Origin of the sequence: Flavonifractor sp. HCP28S3_F3 (genome assembly GCF_052065355.1) — a bacterium.
Taxonomy (GTDB): domain Bacteria; phylum Bacillota; class Clostridia; order Oscillospirales; family Oscillospiraceae; genus Flavonifractor.
The window spans coordinates 25852-45375 of sequence record NZ_JBQHUF010000005.1 but is presented as its reverse complement, the minus strand read 5'-3'; the positions used below and the strand labels follow the sequence as shown (position 1 = coordinate 45375).

The 19524-nt window shown below is 61.2% G+C and carries 20 protein-coding genes and 1 tRNA gene; 10 read left to right on the top strand and 11 right to left on the bottom strand.

Features of this window, described 5'->3' with window-relative positions; translation table 11 throughout:
- Nucleotides 1–33: 33 nt before the first annotated feature.
- Together ACTNB1_RS06445 and ACTNB1_RS06440 are read right to left on the bottom strand one after the other, a co-directional pair.
- Nucleotides 34–1215, bottom strand: coding sequence for an iron-containing alcohol dehydrogenase (locus ACTNB1_RS06445; RefSeq protein WP_441168435.1), 1182 nt, complete (start codon nucleotides 1213–1215; stop codon nucleotides 34–36).
- 22 nt (nucleotides 1216–1237) lie between these two features.
- Entirely contained in the window at nucleotides 1238–2422 is a 1185-nt protein-coding gene (locus ACTNB1_RS06440; protein WP_441168434.1) for a M20 family metallopeptidase, read from the bottom strand.
- Nucleotides 2423–2578: 156 nt separating this feature from the next.
- Between ACTNB1_RS06440 and ACTNB1_RS06435 the strand changes: the two genes are divergently transcribed.
- The 10 genes from ACTNB1_RS06435 (at nucleotide 2579) to ACTNB1_RS06390 (ending at nucleotide 12384) form a co-directional block, all read left to right on the top strand.
- Nucleotides 2579–3895, top strand: coding sequence for an MATE family efflux transporter (locus ACTNB1_RS06435; RefSeq protein WP_441168588.1), 1317 nt, complete (start codon nucleotides 2579–2581; stop codon nucleotides 3893–3895).
- A 124-nt stretch (nucleotides 3896–4019) separates the two neighbouring features.
- Nucleotides 4020–4550, top strand: coding sequence for an RNA polymerase sigma factor (locus tag ACTNB1_RS06430; protein ID WP_441168433.1), 531 nt, complete (start codon nucleotides 4020–4022; stop codon nucleotides 4548–4550).
- Nucleotides 4551–4590: 40 nt separating this feature from the next.
- Nucleotides 4591–5070, top strand: coding sequence for a hypothetical protein (locus ACTNB1_RS06425; protein ID WP_441168432.1), 480 nt, complete (start codon nucleotides 4591–4593; stop codon nucleotides 5068–5070).
- Nucleotides 5071–5174: 104 nt separating this feature from the next.
- On the top strand, nucleotides 5175–7838 hold the full coding sequence (gene polA, locus ACTNB1_RS06420; protein WP_441168431.1) for a DNA polymerase I: 2664 nt from the start codon (nucleotides 5175–5177) through the stop codon (nucleotides 7836–7838).
- Nucleotides 7839–7850: 12 nt separating this feature from the next.
- Nucleotides 7851–8447: a GNAT family N-acetyltransferase gene (locus ACTNB1_RS06415; protein ID WP_441168430.1), complete on the top strand. Its 597-nt coding sequence runs from the start codon at nucleotides 7851–7853 to the stop codon at nucleotides 8445–8447.
- A 5-nt stretch (nucleotides 8448–8452) separates the two neighbouring features.
- Complete coding sequence (rimI, locus tag ACTNB1_RS06410; RefSeq protein ID WP_441168429.1) at nucleotides 8453–8905, top strand: ribosomal protein S18-alanine N-acetyltransferase; 453 nt, start codon at nucleotides 8453–8455, stop codon at nucleotides 8903–8905.
- Nucleotides 8898–9491, top strand: coding sequence for a GNAT family N-acetyltransferase (locus ACTNB1_RS06405; RefSeq protein ID WP_441168428.1), 594 nt, complete (start codon nucleotides 8898–8900; stop codon nucleotides 9489–9491). The genes rimI and ACTNB1_RS06405 overlap by 8 nt, the downstream gene beginning before the upstream one ends.
- A 3-nt stretch (nucleotides 9492–9494) precedes the next feature.
- Complete coding sequence (gene tsaD / locus ACTNB1_RS06400; protein WP_441168427.1) at nucleotides 9495–10505, top strand: tRNA (adenosine(37)-N6)-threonylcarbamoyltransferase complex transferase subunit TsaD; 1011 nt, start codon at nucleotides 9495–9497, stop codon at nucleotides 10503–10505.
- A gap of 513 nt (nucleotides 10506–11018) precedes the next feature.
- Nucleotides 11019–11092 (top strand) — tRNA-Gln (locus ACTNB1_RS06395).
- 80 nt (nucleotides 11093–11172) lie between these two features.
- A complete protein-coding gene (locus ACTNB1_RS06390; protein WP_441168426.1) occupies nucleotides 11173–12384 on the top strand; it encodes a MalY/PatB family protein in 1212 nt (403 codons plus the stop codon).
- Nucleotides 12385–12419: 35 nt separating this feature from the next.
- On the opposite strand, the gene ACTNB1_RS06385 is transcribed toward ACTNB1_RS06390, so the two are convergent.
- The 9 genes from ACTNB1_RS06385 to ACTNB1_RS06345 form a co-directional block, all read right to left on the bottom strand.
- A complete protein-coding gene (locus ACTNB1_RS06385) occupies nucleotides 12420–13286 on the bottom strand; it encodes an ABC transporter ATP-binding protein (RefSeq protein ID WP_441168425.1) in 867 nt (288 codons plus the stop codon).
- On the bottom strand, nucleotides 13280–14026 hold the full coding sequence (locus ACTNB1_RS06380) for a hypothetical protein (protein ID WP_441168424.1): 747 nt from the start codon (nucleotides 14024–14026) through the stop codon (nucleotides 13280–13282). Before ACTNB1_RS06380 ends, ACTNB1_RS06385 begins: the two co-directional genes overlap by 7 nt.
- Nucleotides 14023–14835 (bottom strand): hypothetical protein, encoded by an 813-nt coding sequence (locus ACTNB1_RS06375; RefSeq protein ID WP_441168423.1) that lies wholly within the window; start codon nucleotides 14833–14835, stop codon nucleotides 14023–14025. The genes ACTNB1_RS06380 and ACTNB1_RS06375 overlap by 4 nt, the downstream gene beginning before the upstream one ends.
- Before the next feature lie 14 nt (nucleotides 14836–14849).
- Entirely contained in the window at nucleotides 14850–15641 is a 792-nt protein-coding gene (locus tag ACTNB1_RS06370) for a hypothetical protein (RefSeq protein WP_441168422.1), read from the bottom strand.
- The gene (locus ACTNB1_RS06365) at nucleotides 15635–16303 is read right to left on the bottom strand and encodes a hypothetical protein (RefSeq protein WP_441168421.1); all 669 of its coding nucleotides are present in this window, start codon (nucleotides 16301–16303) and stop codon (nucleotides 15635–15637) included. Before ACTNB1_RS06365 ends, ACTNB1_RS06370 begins: the two co-directional genes overlap by 7 nt.
- Nucleotides 16296–16823, bottom strand: coding sequence for an RNA polymerase sigma factor (locus ACTNB1_RS06360; protein WP_441168420.1), 528 nt, complete (start codon nucleotides 16821–16823; stop codon nucleotides 16296–16298). The genes ACTNB1_RS06365 and ACTNB1_RS06360 overlap by 8 nt, the downstream gene beginning before the upstream one ends.
- A gap of 106 nt (nucleotides 16824–16929) precedes the next feature.
- On the bottom strand, nucleotides 16930–17778 hold the full coding sequence (locus tag ACTNB1_RS06355) for a metal ABC transporter permease (RefSeq protein WP_441168419.1): 849 nt from the start codon (nucleotides 17776–17778) through the stop codon (nucleotides 16930–16932).
- Nucleotides 17778–18548: a metal ABC transporter ATP-binding protein gene (locus ACTNB1_RS06350; protein ID WP_441168418.1), complete on the bottom strand. Its 771-nt coding sequence runs from the start codon at nucleotides 18546–18548 to the stop codon at nucleotides 17778–17780. Before ACTNB1_RS06350 ends, ACTNB1_RS06355 begins: the two co-directional genes overlap by 1 nt.
- Nucleotides 18545–19438 carry a metal ABC transporter substrate-binding protein gene (locus tag ACTNB1_RS06345; protein WP_441168417.1) on the bottom strand — a complete coding sequence of 298 codons (894 nt, stop codon included), beginning with the start codon at nucleotides 19436–19438 and terminating at the stop codon, nucleotides 18545–18547. Before ACTNB1_RS06345 ends, ACTNB1_RS06350 begins: the two co-directional genes overlap by 4 nt.
- Nucleotides 19439–19524: the final 86 nt, after the last annotated feature.

Sequence of the window (19524 nt, the reverse complement as noted above, 5' to 3'; positions counted from 1 at the left end):
GCACCGGATCAAAAGATCCGGTGCTTTTTGTTGTCATTTTGCCGCCCGATAGATGGCCGCCACATCCTGCATGGCCAGCGGCTTGACCACACCCAGGGTTTTGCCGCCCACCGCCTGGATGCATTTCTCGGCCATCTCTTCCAGCTGAGCGTCAGTGGGGGAGACGCCCAGCTCCGTCAGAGAGGTGGGCATGCCGATAGAGCGGAAGAATTCCTCCATGGCCGCGATGCCGGCCAGGGCGGTCTGGTAGTCGTCACCGGCGGGTGCAACATCCATGACCCGCAGGGCGAACTGGACAAAGCGGTCCAGCCGTTCCCGGCACACATAGCGGGCCCAGCTGCCCCAAACAGCGGTGAGGCCGGCGCCGTGAGCCACGTCGAACATACCGCTGAGCTCATGCTCCATCTTATGAGTAGACCAGTCGCCGCCGTCTGTACCGAAGCCGGTGAGGCCGTTGTGGGACAGACTGCCCGCCCACATGATCTCCGCCCGGGACTCATAGTTGTCGGGATGATCCCGCAGCACCAGGGAATGGTGGAGCACCGTGCGCAGGAGAGCCTCGGCAATGCCATCTGTCAGATCCAGATTGTCGCTGTGATTGAAGTAGCGCTCCATGGTGTGCATCAGGATATCAGCGCAGCCGCAGGCAGTCTGATAGGGGGGCAGGGTCATGGTCAGCTCCGGATCCATCACCGCAAAGACAGGGCGGCTGAGGTCGTTGTTGCAGGAGCGCTTGAGGCCGTGGGTCTCCTCCGTGATGACGGAGGACCAGCTCATTTCACTGCCCGCGGCGGCGATGGTAGGCACCGCGCCGATGGGCAGGCAGGCCGACGGCTTTCGGGCGCCGGTAAAGAAATCCCACACGTCCCCGTCATTGGCCGCGCCATAACCGATGGCCTTGGCAGAGTCAATGACGCTGCCGCCGCCGATGGCCAGGATGAAATCCACGCCCTCTTCCTTGGCCAGGCGGATACCCTCATATACCAGGCTCAGCCGAGGATTGGGGACCACACCCCCAAGAGACACGTAAGAGATCCCGGAACATTCCAAAGAGCGTTCGATCCGGTCCAGCAGGCCGGAGCGCCGTGCGCTGCCGCCGCCGTAGTGGAGCAGGACCTTTTTGCAGCCCTGTCCCTGGATCAGAGAACCCACCTGATCCTCTGCCCCTTTTCCAAAGATCACCTTTGTGGGGGTAAAATAGGTGTACAGACTCATAGCTGTATCCTCCTGTCAGATGTTATTGCGCCAACTCCTCCAGTCCAACCAGAGCAGACTGTGCCAGCAGAGCAGCGGCCAGAGGCAGGGCGGAGTCGTCGGTGCGGAAATGCTCGTTGTGCCAGCAGGGGTTGTCCCGGCCGGGGAAGCCGGAGCCCAACCAGTAGAAGAAGGCGGGGATATGCTGTCCAAAGACGGCAAAATCCTCCGAGCCCATATCGGGCCGAGGCGAGACCACCTTGTCCGGTTCCACCAGAGCCAGGGCGGCCTTTCGGGCCAGAGCGGTGAGCTTTGGGGAATTGATGGTGGCGGGTACGCCGGGGTGGAAAGAGACCTCCGCCGTGCAGCCGTAGGCGGCGGCCACGCCCACTGTCAGTTCTTCCAGGCGCTTGCAGGCTTTCTGGTGGGCCCACTCCTGATGGAAGCGGATGCTCCCCGTCATGGTCAGGGTGTCGGGCACAAAATTGTCTGGCGTGCCAGCGTGAATGGAGAGAACAGAGCACACCACGCTGTCCAGCGGGTCGGTGTCCCGGCTCACCACGGTCTGGAGAGCGTTTACCACCGCGGCCCCTGCCACAATCACATCGGTGCACTTGTGGGGGGAGCCGCCATGGCCGGATTTTCCGTGGAGAGTCAGGGTGAAGTGGCTTTTGCCTGCCATCACCGGCCCCTCCATCACCGCGATGGTGCCGGCGGGAAGCTCCGGCCGGTTGTGCAGGCCAAACAGATACCGGGGCCTCTCGGGCAGCTTGTCCAACAGGCCGTGGTCCAGCATGGCCTGGGCACCCTGGGTGACCTCCTCGGCGGGCTGGAACAGGAAGACCACATTGCCTGCCAGCGTCTCCCGCCGCCCGGCCAGCAGCTTGGCGGCTCCATACAGCCCGGTGGTGTGGAAGTCGTGACCGCAGCCGTGCATGATTCCGCCTACCTGGGATACGACCCCCTCATGGGGGGCCTCCTGCTGGGCAATGGCGTCGATATCGGCCCGGAGAGCCACCGTACCGCCCGGCTTTCCGCCCCGGAGCAGGGCCACCGCTCCGGTATCCATTCCCAGTTCGATCAGCTCCAGACCCAGATCGGTCAGCGCCTGTTTCAGCAGCGCCGTGGTCCGTATTTCCTGAAAGCTCAGCTCCGGACGGCGGTGCAGCTCGTCCTTGAAGCCGCGCAGCTCCTCCGCCATGGCCTCTGCCTGTTTCAGCAGTTCCACGCTTCTCGCATCCTTTCCTGCTTGCGGGGCTATGCCCGTTGTTATATAATAAAAATACTATTCTTTACTATATGGCAAAAGCGGCGGCTTTGCAAGAAAGAAAATGAGGTGAGCACCACGCAGTCCCAAGCAACCAACGACTTCTCAAAGGGCAGTATGGCCCGCAACATCGTCCATATGGCGGTCCCCATGACGGTGGCCCAGCTGATCAATATTCTTTATAATGTAGTAGACCGAATGTATCTGGGCCGCCTGCCGGGCCATCTGGCCCTCACCGGATTGGGCCTCTGCCTGCCCATTATCTCCATTCTCATGGGGTTTGCCAACCTGTGCGGCATGGGCGGCTCACCCCTGTGCTCCATCCACCGGGGCAGGGGAGAGAACGACGAGGCGGAGCGGATCATGGGCAACTCCTTTGCCCTGCTGATCCTCTTCGGACTGAGCCTGACTACACTGTGCCTGATCTTCCGGCGGCCCATTCTGTATTTGTTCGGCGCCAGTGACCTGACCTTTCCCTATGCCAACGATTATCTGACCATCTACATCCTGGGCACGGTTTTTGTAATGATCGGACTGGGGATGAATCCCTTCATCAACGCCCAGGGCTTCAGCAGGATGGGTATGGTAACGGTGACGGTAGGTGCGGTGGTGAACATCGTGCTGGATCCCATTTTCATCTTTGGCCTGGGCATGGGTGTGCGGGGAGCGGCCCTGGCTACGGTGATCTCCCAGGCCTGTTCGGCGGTGTGGGTGCTCAAGTTCCTCACCGGACGGCGTGCTATTTTGAAGCTGCGGTTGTCCGCTATGGTCCTGCACGCCGGACGAGTGCGCCGGATTCTGTCTCTGGGCACGTCGGGCTTTGCCATGTCCATGACCAACAGCCTGGTTCAGGTACTGTGCAACGCCACCCTCCAGGCCTGGGGTGGGGAACTGTATGTGGGCGTGATGACGGTGATCAACTCCATCCGCGAGGTGATCTCCATGCCCATCCAAGGCATCACCAACGGCTGTCAGCCGGTGCTGGGCTACAACTACGGTGCGGGGGAATACCGCCGGGTGCGTCAGGGCATCCGCTTCACCGCCTGCCTGGGAATCGGATACTCTCTGGCGGTGTGGGCACTAGTGATGCTGTTCCCTGAGTTCTTGATCCGCATTTTTAATGACGAAGCGGATCTGATCGCCGCTGGTATCCCGGCTTTCCGTATCTACTTTGCCACTTTCTTCTGCATGTCGTTCCAGTTCATTGGACAGTCGGTGTTTGTGGCCTTGGGCCGCTCCAAGCAGGCGGTATTCTTCTCCCTACTGCGCAAGGCCTTTATTGTGGCCCCACTGACGCTGCTGCTGCCTATGCTGGGCTTGGACGTGAACGGGGTATTCCTGGCGGAGCCCATCTCCAACGTGATCGGCGGCCTGGCCTGCCTGCTCACCATGTATGTGGTGGTGTATCGACGCCTGGAAAAAGCGGAAGCTTAACCTATGCGGAGTGCTCTCCGGAGCGCTCCGCAATTTTTTTACTCCGGGTGAGATTTTTTGACCTGTTGGCGGGTATTCCTAGTGAAAGGCCTTTCACAGACCATCAGGAAGAAAGGGAGTTCCCATGACGGATGAGACATTTGAACAAGCGGCCCGGACCTATGGCGACATGCTCTACCGGGTGGCCTATCACGCGCTGAAGAACCGGGCGGACGCGGAGGACGTGGTCCAGACCGCGCTGCTGAAGCTGTACCAGCAGGAAGCCTGCTTTGAAAGCGAAGAGCATATCAAGCACTGGCTGCTACGGGTGACGGTGAATGAGAGCCGGAAGCTGCTGCGCTCCTTCTGGCGGCGGCGCGCCGTGCCGCTGGAAGAGCGTGACGAGCTGCCTCCGCCGGGAGATACCCGGGGGGACGAGGTTTTTCAGGCGGTGATGGCCCTGGACGCCAAGTACCGTCTGAGCGTGTATCTCTACTATTACGAGGGCTGTTCCGTCAAAGAGGCGGCCGCAGCCATGGGCGTCAAGCCGTCCACCGTCCAGACCTGGCTGCAGCGGGCCCGGGACCGGCTGCGGAAAACACTGTCCGAATCGGAAGAAGAAGGGGAGGGGAACCCATATGTTCGACCTGAACGCGTACCGCGAGCGATGCGCTGAGCTGCATCTCTCCGAGGAAAAATTGCAGGAGGTCATTTCCATGACAGAGCAAGCCAAGAAAAAATCCGCCCGCCGCCCCCTGCGCGTGGGCCTGGTCGCCGCCGCCCTGTGCGCCCTGCTGGTGATCTCGGTCAGCGCCGCCAATCCGGAGGTGCTGGAGGGGATCGTATCCACCATTCGGTCCTCCATCGCCATAGGCGAGTACCGCCAGGATATGACTCTGGATACCGGGGAATATGTCATTGGCCTGAGCTACCCTGAGGTCAGCCTGGAGGAGCGGGAAGGCAGGGTGATTCTGACCATTGACGGCCAGGAGACCGATATTACCGACGAGCTGAATGAGACGGGCAGCTACTTGTGGGAGTATGAGGACGAGGGCGCTTCCGTCCAGGTGAAGGTCACCCTGAATGAGGAAGGCAAGCCTGAGGCTGTCACCAGCATTGTGCCCGCCGGCACTGAAATGGGGGAGAGCGAGGTATCCATGGTCACCGAATCTGTCGTCACAACCACGGAAGAATAAGCCAGACCGGGCGGCCCCGCAGGGCCGCCCGGTTTTTGACTATCTCCTCGTTATGTGGTATAATATAACTACTTATGGGCATTTCCAGAACGGGAGGATCTTCCATGAAACTCATGGTCATTGACGGCAATTCCATTATCAACCGGGCCTTTTACGGAATCCGGCTGCTTACCACCAAGGACGGCCAGCCCACCAACGCCGTCTATGGCTTTGTGAACATCCTGCTCAAGCTGCTGGACGAGGAGAAGCCGGAGGCTCTGTGCGTCACCTTCGACCGCAAGGCCCCTACCTTCCGCCACCTGGCCTACGAGGGCTACAAGGCCCAGCGGAAGGGCATGCCCGACGAGCTGGCTGCCCAGCTACCGGTGCTGAAGAATGTGCTGGAGGCTATGAATATCCCCCGCTACGAGTTGGACGGCTGGGAGGCCGACGACCTGATCGGTACCATCTCCGTGAAGGACACGGCGGCGGGCTGGGACACCGTTATCGTTACCGGTGACAAGGATTCCCTCCAGTTGGTCACCGATACCACTCGGGTGAAGCTGGTGTCCACCCGCATGGGTCAGACCACCACCAAGGAGATGACCCCGGATTCCTTCCGGGAGGTTTATGGATTTGACCCCATCCACATCATCGACCTGAAAGCCCTGATGGGAGATTCCAGCGACAACATCCCCGGCGTCAAGGGCATCGGGGAGAAGACCGCCATGGACCTGATCCAGCGCTACCAGAGCGTAGAGACGATTTATGGAGACCTGGAGCATATAGAGGCCAAGCCCGCCGTGCTGAAGAAGCTGGCGGAGGGTGCGGAGCAGGCCAAGCTGTCCTACGACCTGGCCACCATCCACACCGACGCCCCCATCGCCTTTACTCCCGAGGCCAATGTGCGACAGGAGCCAAATGAAGCCGCTCTGTACGACCTGTTTTTGAAGCTGGAATTTAACAAGTTGATTGACAAGCTGGGTCTGAAGGCCCCCCAGGGTGAGGTGCAGCAGCAGGAGGAGCAGTTTACCGGCACCTGCACCAGCGAGGACGTCACCGAGCGGGCCCGGGCGGAGGAGCTGCTGGCGGTCTGGCGGACAAAGGACAGCGTGGATGTGCTGGCCCTGCCCTCCCTGGACGTGGTAGTAGTGGAGCACTGGGAGACCGAAAGCGACAGCCACGCTGCCATCCTCCGCGCCGACCAGCTGGAGGGGTATAACGACGTTCTGAAGGCTCTCTTTGCCCCTGATATCAAGAAAAATACCCACGATGTAAAGACCCTCCTGTCCCGGCTGCTGGACGAGGGGATCCAGGGAGGCGGCTTCGTCTTTGATACCGCCATCGCCGCCTATCTGCTCTCGCCCACCGACGGCAGCTATGAGCTGGAGACCCTGGGCATGCGATGGTTCAACCACGAGTTTGACAAGGCCAAGGACACCTATCTGGCCAAGGATGCCTTTACCCCTCTGGCCGACCAGGTGGCGGTGCTGGGTGCCTTCCTGTCCCACTGCGCCCTGATTGGGGCGCTGAAGGAGGCTATGGCTCCCCGCCTAACCGAGCTGGGCATGGATAAGCTGTACTATGAGATAGAGCTGCCCCTGTGCCCTGTGCTGGCCGAGATGGAGCACCTGGGTATGCTGGTGGACCGGGGCGCCCTCACCGCCTTTGGAGAGATGCTGGACCAGCGCATCAAGGCCGACGAGTCCCTGATCTACGAGCTGGCGGGAGAGACCTTCAATATCAACTCCACCCAGCAGTTCGGCCACATCCTCTTTGACAAGCTGGGCCTGCCCCCGGTGAAGAAGACCAAGACCGGCTACTCCACCAATGCCGAGGTACTGGAGAAGCTGCGGAACAAGCACCCCATTGTGGAGGCGGTGCTGGACTACCGGCAGCTGGCCAAGCTGAAATCCACCTACGTGGACGGGCTCACCAAGGTCATCGCCCCCGACGGGCGCATCCACACCTCCTTCCAGAACACCGTCACCGCCACCGGACGGCTCAGTTCCACCGAGCCCAACCTGCAGAACATTCCCGTCCGCACCGAGCTGGGGGCTGAGCTGCGGAAGATGTTCGTGGCCCCGGCGGGGAAGATGCTGGTGGATGCCGACTATTCCCAGATCGAACTGCGGCTGCTGGCCCACATCGCGGGCGACGAGCACATGATCGCCGCCTTCCGCTCCGGGGAGGACATCCACACCGTCACTGCCTCCCAGGTGTTCGGGGTGGCGCCTGAGGATGTAACCCACGAGATGCGCCGCCGGGCCAAGGCGGTGAACTTCGGCATCGTCTATGGCATCTCCGACTTCTCCCTGTCCCAGGATATCGGGGTTACCCGGTCTGAGGCCAAGGAGTATATGGAGAAGTATTTTGAAAAGTACTCCGGCGTCCACGCCTATATGACCCGGGTGGTGGAGCAGGCTAAGGCCGACGGCTATGTGTCCACCATCTTCGGCCGCCGCCGCTGGCTGCCTGAGCTGAAGTCCTCCAACTTCAATATGCGCTCCTTCGGGGAGCGGGTGGCCCTGAATATGCCCATCCAGGGCACCGCTGCCGACATCATCAAACTGGCTATGATCCGGGTGCGGGACAAGCTGGCGGAGGAAGGCCTGGCGGCCAAGCTGGTGCTCCAGGTCCACGATGAGCTGATCGTGGAGTGCCCCGAGGAGGAGACCGACCGGGTGAAGGAACTGCTGGAGACCGAGATGGAACGGGTCGTGGAGCTGGCCCTGCCCCTGATTGCCGAGGCCCATGCGGGCCGCAGCTGGGCGGAGGCCAAGGGCTGAAAGGAGCATGTTATGGAGCTGTGTCCCATCACAGGAAAGGCCCTAGAGGATTGGTACGTCCGGGAGTTGAGCGAGGCGTTTCCCCCCAACGAGCGCAAGCCCCTGCCCGATATCCGGGCTCTGATGGCCGCCGGGCGGTACGAGGTGTGGGGCCTTTTCGAGGGGGACACGCTGCTGGGCTATGCCACCTTGTGGATGGAGCCCACAGATAAAAGCTGCATCCTGCTGGATTACCTGGGGGTCACCGCCGCCCGGCGGAACGGCGGCCTGGGTGGTCGGATTGTCCGGATGCTGGCGGAGCAGCTGGAAGGCAAGTCCCTGTTGCTCATTGAGGCCGAGCGCCCGGTGGAAGGGGACGACCCGGCGGAAAATGCGATCCGGCAGCGCCGCCTGGCCTTTTATGAGCGGTGCGGCTTTGTGCCAGCCTACGATATGGCCACCTGCGGCATGCGCTTTACCACCTTTCTGCCATACCTGCCTCAGGACCTGACCCCTGTTATGGCCCTCCACAGAGCTATTTACGGCCCTGAGCGCACCGATGTGAAGGTGCCCCTGGGACCGGATGAAGCGCCGCCCGGGCCGCCTGCCTGGATGAAAGAAGGAGAATGACCCACATGAATTATAAATTGGTTCCCATGGATAAATCCCACCTGAGCCAGGTGGAGGCCATCGAGCGGGCGTGCTTTTCCCACCCCTGGTCGGCGACTCTGCTGGAGCAGGAGCTGTATAACGATATGATCTCCCTGGTGGTAGCCGAGGGGGAGGACGGCACTGTGCTGGGCTACGGTGAGGTGCGGGCCATTTTGGACGAGGGCACCCTGGAAAAGATCGCCGTGGCGCCTCAGTTCCGCCGCCAGGGCGTGGCGGAGGAGATCCTGAAGTCCTATCTTCGGTTGGGGCAGGCCCACCTGGCTTTCCTCACGCTGGAGGTTCGGGAGAGCAACACCCCTGCCATCCGCCTGTATGAGAAGCTGGGTTTTCGGGAGGTAGGTCGCCGGAAGAACTACTACCGGGAGGAACATGAGGACGCCTTGCTGATGACCGTGGAGTTTGAGCACCATGACTGAGCTGCGTCTTTTGACCACGGAGCAGCTCCGCCGGGTATATCACACCTATATTAAGCGTGACTTTCCCCGCAGCGAGCGGCGGCCCCTGTCTTCCATTGAGAGCCTGTGCCAGACGGGCCGCTATGATACTTGGGGCGCTTATGAGGAAGATGAACTGCTGGCCTATGCCTTTGTGTGGCGGACGGAGGAGGGGCGCTGTGCCCTGCTGGACTACCTGGCGGTATACCCGGAGAGCCGGGGGCAGGGGAGAGGGGCCCAGGTGCTGGAATTGCTGAAAGACAAATACGGGCCGGACTGCCCGCTGCTGGTGGAGGCGGAGGCTCCGGCAGAAGGCATTCCGCCAGATGCGGACCGACAGCGCAGGCGGCGCCTGGCCTTCTATCAGCGAGCCGGTTTTCGCCTGCTGGATTACCAGACGTTGATCTTTGGGGTGCGCTATGCCATGATGGTATGGCCGGCATCCTGTACACTGGAGCCGGAGACCCTCCAGGCAGCTCACCGGGGGCTTTACAAAAGCCATATGCCCCCGTTTCTCTTTCGCCGGATGATCCATATTCCGGCCCCTGACTGCGGAAAGAAGGAATGAACCATGAACATACTTGCCATTGAATCCTCCTGCGACGAGACGGCGGTGGCCGTGGTAAAGGACGGACGCACCGTTTTGTCCGACGCCATCGCCTCCCAGGCGGACATGCACGCCATCTACGGCGGCGTAGTGCCTGAGATCGCGTCCCGGAAACACATCGAAGCTATCGCCGGCCTGGCGGACCAGGCACTTGCAGAGGCGGGGGTCACCAAGGCCGACATTGACGCTGTGGCGGTGACCTATGCCCCCGGCCTGATCGGAGCCCTGCTGGTGGGGGTTAACTTCGCCAAGTCTGCCGCCTTCGGCCTGAATGTGCCTCTGGTGCCCGTCCACCATGTCCGGGGGCACATCGCCGCCAACTACATCTCCCACCCCGACCTGGAACCGCCCTTTGTCTGCCTGTGCGTCTCGGGAGGCAATACCCTCATTGTAGATGTGAAGGATTATACCGACATGGAGATCCTGGGAGCTACCCGGGATGACGCGGCGGGGGAGTGCTTTGACAAAGTGGCACGGGTGCTGGGTCTGGGCTATCCCGGCGGCGCTCCGGTGGACCGGCTGGCTCAGGGCGGGAACGACAAACGGTACGAACTGCCCCGGGCTCATGTGGCCGATGCGCCTCTGGACATGTCCTTCTCCGGTCTGAAGACTGCCGTACTCAATCTGGCCCACAATGCCGCCCAGAAGGGAGAGCAGCTGGACCTGAAGGATCTGGCGGCGTCCTTCTCCGCAGCTGTCAGCGACTCTCTGGTGCCCCGTGCCATGGAGGCGGCCAGGATGAAAGGCTACGGCAAGCTGGCGGTGGCCGGCGGCGTGGCGGCAAATTCCCGCATTCGTGCCGACCTGGAGCGTGCCTGTGCCGCGGATGGGATCCGTCTCTATCTGCCTCAGCTCTCCCTGTGCGGAGACAACGGAGCCATGATCGGCTGCCAGGGCTATTATGAGTATCTGGCAGGGAACCGGGCCGGTATGGACCTGAACGCGTATGCCAATCGTGATATCAAAAAGGGCTGACGAAAGTCAGCCCTTTTTGATTTGAAGGAGAGAGACAGAAAAGGTGCATTGAGGGCGAAAAAAGGCATTATGTATACGGAGTGGCGGGAGGGGAGGGGGGTGTAGTTTAAGAAAATAGATGTGGAAAACAAAGTGGATAAGTGGACAAATGACTGAAAATAAAGGGGGATAGGCATGTGGAAAAGTGTGTGGACAATGTGAATAACTATCTGTAAAAGCGGTTATGAGGATGTATTATGTTAAGTTGCGGCATAAAATTCCAGATTAAGAGTAGCGGGAAAAATGGGGGAAAAGCGGGGAAAGAGGAAACCATTTTTTATGTGAAGCTTTTTATTGAACTGACCGGGCTAAAATAGAAGTCGCTGAATTTTTGCAGGCTGTCCGCCAAAATCCCTATATTATACGCCCTGTATATGGGGAAGAAAATTTTTAAAAATATTTTGGAAAACCTATTGACAATTCGATCTCTTTTGCGTATAATAACACCTGCGCTCAAGAGAGCGGCCAAGAAATAGCGGGATTGTGTAAGGGTAGCACAGCAGACTCTGACTCTGTATGTGAGGGTTCGAATCCTTCTCCCGCTGCCAGAAAACCGGAAGCATCGCAGGGTGCTTCCGGTTTTTCTTTTTATACGAACAGGGGAGTTGTCTGGAAAGGACGGGTTAAGATGAAATACGATTTTACCTCTGTCATGGATCGCCGGGGCAAAGACGCACTGGCAGTGGACGGGCTGGGAAGCGGACAGGGATTTGCGCCGGCGCCGCCCAAGGAGGGCTTTGATGCCATTCCCATGTGGGTGGCAGATATGAATTTTCCAACTGTGCCTACCGTGACACAGGCCATCATGCGTCGGATCGAACACCCGGCCTTCGGCTATTTCTTTCCCATGGACAATTACTATGATGCCATCATCCGCTGGCATGAGACGTGCAATGGCGTCACCGGTCTGAGTAAGGAACATATCGGCTATGCAAACGGTGTGCTGGGCGGCGTGACCTCCGCCCTCAATGTGCTGTGCTCCAAGGGTGATAATGTGCTGGTTCATTCTCCCACCTATGTAGGCTTCACCAGCAGCCTGACCAACAACGGCTACCATATCGTCCACAGTCCCCTGGTGCTGGATGAGAACAATGTTTGGCGCATGGATTTTGCTGATATGGAGCGGAAGATCACGGAAAACCAGATCCACGCCGCCATTCTCTGCTCTCCCCACAATCCCACCGGCCGGGTGTGGGAGCGTTGGGAGCTAGAGCGATTTATGGAGCTGTGCCGGAAGCATGACGTCTATGTGATCTCTGACGAGATCTGGTCGGATCTGATCCTGGAGGGGTACAAGCATATTCCCACCCAGTCGGTGAGCGAGGACGCCCGCCAGCGCACCGTGGCCATGTATGCGCCCTCCAAGACCTTTAACCTGGCCGGACTGGTGGGCAGCTACCACATCATCTACAACCGCTGGCTGCGGGAGCGGATCGATAAGGAGGCATCCCTGAGCCATTACAATGAGATGAATGTGCTGTCCATGCATGCCCTGATGGGCGCTTACCAGCCGGAGGGCCATGAGTGGGTGGACGAGCTACGGCAGGTACTTACCGGCAACGTGAATTACGCCTGCGATTATATTGCCCGGCACTTTGATGGAGCCAAGGTCGCCAAGCCCCAGGGCACCTACATGCTGTTTGTCGACTGCACCGATTGGTGCGCTGCCCACGGAAAGACCATTCAGGAAGTGCTGAAGGCGGGCTGGGATGTAGGCGTGGCCTGGCAGGACGGCACGAAATTCCATGGGCCCTGCCATATCCGCATGAATCTGGCGCTGCCCCTCTCCCGTGTCCAGGAGGCCTTTGACCGGCTGGACAAATATGTGTTTTCCATCTGAAGCCAGAAAAATGGCCGCCATTCGGCGGCCATTTTTTATTTCCCTCCAAAATGATAAAGATACAGATCCTCCAGATTGGCCGGGACCTGTTTAGCCGAAGCAATAGGCGGAGTGTCGGCAATGAGCCGCATGTAGGTGACTCCATCCTGACGGGATACATTGCTGCAGGGATAACGGGCAGCCAGGTCCTCCTGTTCCCTGGGAGAGACCGGCACAGACCACACCTTTCCCTCCAGCTGCCCCAGCAGCGCCCCGGGGCTGTCCTGCCCGATGATCTCGCCCCGCCGCAGCAGGATGACCTGGTCGGCGGCGCTCTCTACGTCAGAGACGATGTGGGTGGAAAGGAGCACCAGACGGTCCTTGCCCAAGTGGTTGAGCAGTCCCCGGAAACGGATACGCTCCTGGGGATCCAGCCCTGCGGTGGGCTCGTCCAGAATGAGGATCTGGGGATCATTGAGCAGGGCCTGGGCGATGCCTACCCGCTGGCGCTCCCCGCCGGAGAAGCCACCCAGCTTTCGTTTCCGCCGGTCAGACAACCCCACCAGCTCCAGCAGCTCTGAGGTCTTATGCCTGGCCGTGTCCTTGTCCAGGCCCTTCAGCCGGGCGATATAGTGCAGAAAGCTCTCCGCTGTGAAGTTGGGATACACCCCGAAATCCTGAGGCAGATAGCCCAGCAGATCCCGATAGTCCGCCCCCATGGCATGAATGTCCTTTCCGTCCCACAGTACCCGCCCACGGGAGGGGATCAGCAGGTCGGTCATGATGCGCATGAGAGTGGTCTTGCCCGCTCCATTGGGGCCCAGCAGGCCGTATACTCCGCTGCCCAGCTCCAGGTTGATCTCCTTCAGGGCAACGAAGGCGCCGTACAGCTTGCTCACCCGTTCTACCTGTAAAGTCACCATTGATTGCGCTCCTTTCTTTTACGGATGGCCCATCCCGCGCACAGGGCGGTGAGGCACAGGTGCCAGGGTCCCCAGAGCCACCACTCGCCGCCCCAGGGCGGGCTGTAGGAAGCCCAGCCTGTGAGGGCTCTTCCCCGGATCAGCTTGGCGAAAAAGCCGTTGGCCAGGATGTACCAGCCCAGCGGTTCCCCTTTCATATCGGCTGTCAGGGCACTGAATAGCAGCACCACAGCAGTCAGGAGAAAGGCGATAGGCAGGGAACGGAAGGCCTCACACAGCCCGCAGGCGGCCAGAGCCAGGAGCGCTCCACCTGCCGCAGCCAGCAGGGTGTGGCCCAGGTAGGGGGCTGCCCAGCCCGCCGGGAGGGGGAGACCCTGGGACAATGCCAGCCCCCACAGAAGATTTACCCCCGCCAGGACAAGGGAAAAAACTGCCGTCCCCAGGGCGCAGGCCAGCAGGCGGCGGAGGAAGAGCGTTTTCCGTCCCAGCCGGGTGGTGAGCATCAGATCCTCTGTCCGGCAGGCTCTATCGCAGGACATCAGGGAGAGGCATGTGGTGAGCACCAGAGCGGTCACCGCAGCCAGCCCCAGTTTGTCCCAGAATTGGCCCATGAGGTTCCAATAGGCCTCCGGTCCGTAACGCCGCTGAAACAGCGCCAGGACGCCGCTCATAGCCGTAGGGCCAAGGACCAGCAGCCAGGTGAAAGGCGCGGCCCACAGCCGCCGCAGTTCCCGCATCATGTCCTCGCCCTCCTGGTCCATGCCGCCCAGGTCAGGGTCAGCTCTGCTGCCAGCAGACACAGGCAGTACAGAATCGGCTGCCAGAGCAGAGCGCCGTTTTCCCCTAATAGCTGGGCGTCGTAACTCAGGATACTGGACCAGGCGTATCCGCTGAGCCGGTAGAGCCCTTCCAGAATGGCGATAAGCGCCTGAGGCAGAGGAAAACGGGAGAAGAGTGCTACCACCCCTATCCGCAGTGCGGCAGGAAAGGCCAGGCACAAGCCAGCGCCCAGCATGGCGGATACCGGGCGGCGGGCCAGGGCGGAGCAGAGCAGCACCAGCCCTGCGGCGCACAGCCCGCCCAGCAGGGAGAACAGCAGCTCCCAACCCCATAGGGCCAGCGGTCCCGCTGTCTCCCAGAGGGGGATTCTTGAGACGGCCCCCGCGCCGGTGGACGCTGGTATGCCGCCGCAGCGCAGGGCGTGGAGGCAGAAGCCCAGCAGGATGGGGAAGAGAGAGGCAGCCGCCCCATAGCCCAGTCCCAGCGCCAGCTTTGCCCCAAACGTATCCCGCAGGCCGAACCGCCCCACCCGGAGCAGAGGGTCGGTCCGCCCGGACCGCTCCCAGCAGAACAGCCGGGAGAGACCGGCCGCCTGGAGAAAGAGGATAAGCACGGGCACCACACCGGCATTGAAATTGTAGACGTTGGTCCAGAAATCACCCTGCAGGGGGAGAATGCCCCACAGCGCCATGACTACGGAAAGGACAAGCGCCGCATATACCTCCCGGAAGGTAATGAATTTTTTCCATTCAGCAGACAAGATACCCATAGGGACCTCCTTCCTCAGTGTGTGTCCCGGCGGCGCCAGGCCAGCCGGACCAGGGCCAGCTCCGCCGCCAGCACTGCCAGCATGTAGAGCGGAAAGGCCCACAGCGGGGCGCCCACGGTCCGGGGCCAGTCATAGCTGAGCATCCCCACCCAGGACCAGGCGGCGGTGTTCAGCACATCGAGACTTCCCGGCAGCAGGCCATAGTGGACGCAGGCGGGCAGGCCATAGAGCAGCAGGGCGGCCGCCATGACTGAGAGAGGGCGGCGCAGCAGGCAGGAGAGGAGAAGGACCAGACCGGACAGGCAGCAGGCGCCCAGCACCGAGTAACCCATCTGGGCGAGCCAGCCCTCCAGAATGGTGGTGCCCTGGCGCAGTCCCGGACTGCTCATGATAAAGTCGTTCCGCAAAAGCAGGGAGATCCCATGGTCATAGCGGACAGTCATCACCGCCAGGTTTGTCACGCACAGCAGGACGGCGGCTCCTGCGGACAGCAGCAGGGCCAGAAAGACCTTGGTGGAAAAGGTCTCCGCCAATCCCCGGCTGGTGCAGCGCAGGGGCCCCCAGGGCCCCCTGCGCTCTCCGCAGAAGCTGCTGGCCAGGCCGGGAATCAGGGCCACGGGGAGAAGGAGGGGCAGCATGCCAAACTGATAATTTGCCGCGTCCAGCCACAGCCAGTCAACGGGAGCGGCCAGTCCAAGGCTGCTGGAGCAGGCGTCCAAAAGGGTCAGCAGCAGGGCAAACCCCAGCCCCACCCACAGTTCCCGGACGGAGCGGAACTTGTGCCACTCACTGTTCAGTGTCACCATAAACTGTCCTCCGTTCCCGGGGAGGGACAACGCCCAGTCAGGGCTGTGCTCCCCATCAGGCACCCTAGGGCCAGGGGGACCATCCATCCCCACAGGGGCAGGGCGGCTAGCCAGCGCTCCAGACGCAGCCCCACCAGAGGAGTACACAGGCCCATCCACAGGGTCCCGACCATCAGGCCCAGGCCGCTGGTGCGCAACCCCAGGGAGAGCAGCAGCAGAGCGCCTCCCAGCAGGGCGGCGGAGGAGGCTCCGCACAGGGCCAGGGCCAGGGCAGAGGCACCGCTCCGGGCAGCGGTGAGGCACAGGGCCAGCAGGGCAGCCGCTGTGCAGCTGAAGAGCACTGTGAACCGGGCCAGACACATCTGATGGAAGGAGAAGCGGAAGGTGCGCTCCAGCTCCCGCATCCGGGGCTCGTTCCGCCAGAAATAGCGGAAATAGAGCAGGAACAGTGGCAGAGGAGCGGCACAGAAGGTGGCGGTAAAGGGGACAGTCAGATTGCCTGCCAGCAGCCCGGCCAGCAGGGACAGTCCCACAGCCCCCAGAAACAGGCCGGGGCTAAGTTCGGCCAGAGCGGGACCCAACAGTTCAGCCAGCCTTATCCTGGGGGCTTTCCGGGGCAGGGAGGCCCTAAGCCACCGGACCGTTTGCGCTTGTCTATCCATATCCATCCTCCTTTAGCATCTCCGCCATGGCCCGCCGGGCGGCGGTCAGCCGCCAGCGCACGGTGGAGAGGGGGCTGTCCGTCATGGCGGCGATCTCTCTGGGCGTGAAGCCGTGAAAGTAGTGGAGCACCGCCGCCTCCCGCTGGAGGGGCGGCAGCCGCTCCAGCGCCTGCTCCAGCGCGGCCCGGTCCAACACCTGTCCGCTGGAGTCGGGGTCGCTCAGCCGCTCCAACTCCTCCGGCGCGGCGGCCAGCCGGCCCTGGAGCCGGAAGAGGTCCACGCATTTGTGGTGGGCGATGGTGAACAGCCAGCTCTGGAAGTTTTTCCGGACAAAGGACTTCCGGTGGCGGAGCAGGGCCAGAAAGGTCTCCTGGGTCACGTCCTGGGCGTCCTGCTCCCGGCCGGTGGTTCGCAGGGCGTAGGCGTAGATTCGGGGGTACCAGCGGTCTACCAATTCCTCCAGCGCATCCTCGTCGCCGGCAGCCATCCGCCGCAGCAGCGCATCTTCGCTCTGAAACATGACCCATACCCCCTTTCTTCTGGTAGTATAACGGACAAGCAGGCCCAAAAAACAAGTCCCGGGTAAAAAAATACGGCCCGGCGTTTGAAACGCCGGGCCGGTGCTTTTACATTCTGGACTGCCGGAACAGGAAGGTGATTGCGAACCACAGGGCCAGGTACAGGGTGATGGAGGCGCCTGCGGAGGAGCCGATGTGGTAGGAAGTCATCAGTCCCGCGATACCCGCCACCACAGCGGCCAAGATGGAGAACAGATGGAATTGCCGCATGTTCCGGGCCAGGTTGCGCCCGGCGGCGGCGGGGAGGACCAGCAGGGAGTTGATGACCAGCAGACCCACCCAGGTCATGGACACGGTGACCACCACGGCGATGGCAATAGAGAACATCGCCTCCTGCCAGAACACCTTCACACCCCGGCTGTCAGCTAGAGCGGGGTGGATGGAGGAGAGCATCAGGCCGTTGAAAGAGGCCAGCCACAGCAGCACCACCACCAGCAGGATCACTGCCAGCAGGCCGATCTTGGCGGGCTCCACGCTGAGAATGTCACCAATGAGCAGGCTGTTGAATTTGGTAAAGCTGCCTCCGTCCAGGGTGGCGATGAAGATGCCCAGCGCCACCGCGGTGGAGGAGAACACTCCGATCACCGTATCGCTGGCCATGTGGGACTTCCGGCGTACATAGGTGAACAGCAGGGCAAAGACAGCAGCCAGCAGCACCGCCATCCACATGGGGTCGGCAAAACCGCACAGAGTGCCGATGGCGATGCCGGTAAAAGCGGAGTGGCCCAGCGCGTCGGAGAAGAAGCTCATCCGGTTGGTGACCACCATGGTGCTCAGCAGGCCGAACAGGGGAGAAATGACCAGCACCGCCAGCAGAGCGTTTTTCATAAAATACATGGAGCCGGGGGCCGCCCAATCAAAGGGCAGCAGCTCCACCAGGGAATACCACCATTCCACTACTGCCGCCCTCCTTTCCGCAGATCCAGATGAAAGACCTCCTGGAACTCCGGCGAGGCGAGCACCTCGGCAGGGGGGCCGACCTTGAGAATCTGATGCTTGAGCAGCAGCACCTTGTCGGCGTACTGATCCAGAGTGGCAAAGTCGTGGGTGGACAGGAGAATGGACAGGTCATAGCTGGTGCGGATCTCGTCCAGCATGTCCAGCAGCTGTTTTTCTCCGTCGATGTCCACGCCGGAGAGAGGCTCGTCCAGCACCAGAATGTGAGGCAGAGGCTCCAGAGCCAGGGCCAGCAGCACCCGCTGGAGCTCACCGCCGGACAGTGCCCCCATCCGCTTGTCAATGAGAGCGTCCCCGTGGACCCGAGCCAGACAGCCCGCCACCCGCTCTCGCAGCTTTTTGGGGGAGGGGAGGAACACCGGCCACTTGGAGATGGCAGCGGAGAAAAAGTCGAACACGCTTACCGGGTCACCCCGGTCAAAGCTGGGGGACTGGGGTACATAGCCGATCAGGGGGCGGGTCTTGTCGCCTCCGGCCCGCTGGAACTCGATGGTGCCGGTGTGAGGGATCTGCCCCAGAATGGTGCGGAACAGGGAGCTTTTGCCCGCTCCGTTGGGACCAATGAGGGCCACGATCTCCCCGCAGTGCAGGTGGAAGGAGACGTCGTGGAGCACCTCTTCGCTGCCGAAATTGACCCCCAGGTCATTTACTTTCAGGCAGCAGGAACCGGCGCAGCCCGGGCCGGAATCGCCGTGTTTGTGTACGCTCATCCCAAAGCCTCCAGAATAGTATCCATATTTTTCTCCATGGCGTCCACATAGGGCTGGATGCCCGTACCGTCGCCGCTCATGATCATGTCAAGCTGGTATACTTCACAGCCAGTTTCCCGGGAGATCGCCTGGGCGGTGGCGTCTGAGCCGTTGACCTCGGTGAAGATGGCCGGGATATCGTATTCCTCGATAAGCGCCACGATCTCCTTGATCTCGGCGGCGGAAGCCTCGGAGCCCTCTTCCTCTTCAATAGCCTTCAGCAGGGTGAGGCCATTGTCCAGAGCGAAGTACTGGAAGCCGTCATGGAAGGTAATCAGATAGGGGCAGGCCAGTTCCTCCAGCCGGGGATCGTCGCCGGGCAGCAGCGCGATTGCGGCGTTGCCGTTTTCGTTGTACTGCTCCAGATGTGCCCCATCAAGCGCTCCCAGGCCATGGACGATGTTGTTCATCATTACGGCGGCGGATTCCTCGTTCATCCAGATATGAGGGTCATACTCGGTGTCGTGGTCGTGGCCCTCGTGGCCCAGGGCGGGCAGCAGATCGATCCCCTCGGAGCAGTCGATCACCGGCGCGTCGGAGGCGGCCAGGGCGTCGTCCATAAAGTCCTCCAGCCCGGCACCGTTCATTACGATGACGTCGGCACCCTCAATGGCCTTCATATCGCTGACGGTGAGCGTGTAGTCGTGGAGGCAGGAGGTCTGCTGGTTGACCAGCAGGCTGACCTCCACATTGTCCACTCCCTCGGCCACCGCCGTGGTGAACAGGTAGACTGGATAAGTGGTGGCAAGCACATGGAGCTTGCCGTCGTCCTCAGGCTGGGAGGCGGCGGGCGACGAGCAGGCGGAGAGCAGGAGGCCCAGGGTACAGGCCGCCGCGAGCAGTTTTTTCATAGAGATCCCCTTGTCTAATTAAAAATACGATACGCCGGGTAATTCCTACCCGGCGTATCGTATTATAACGCATTTTGGCCGTTCTG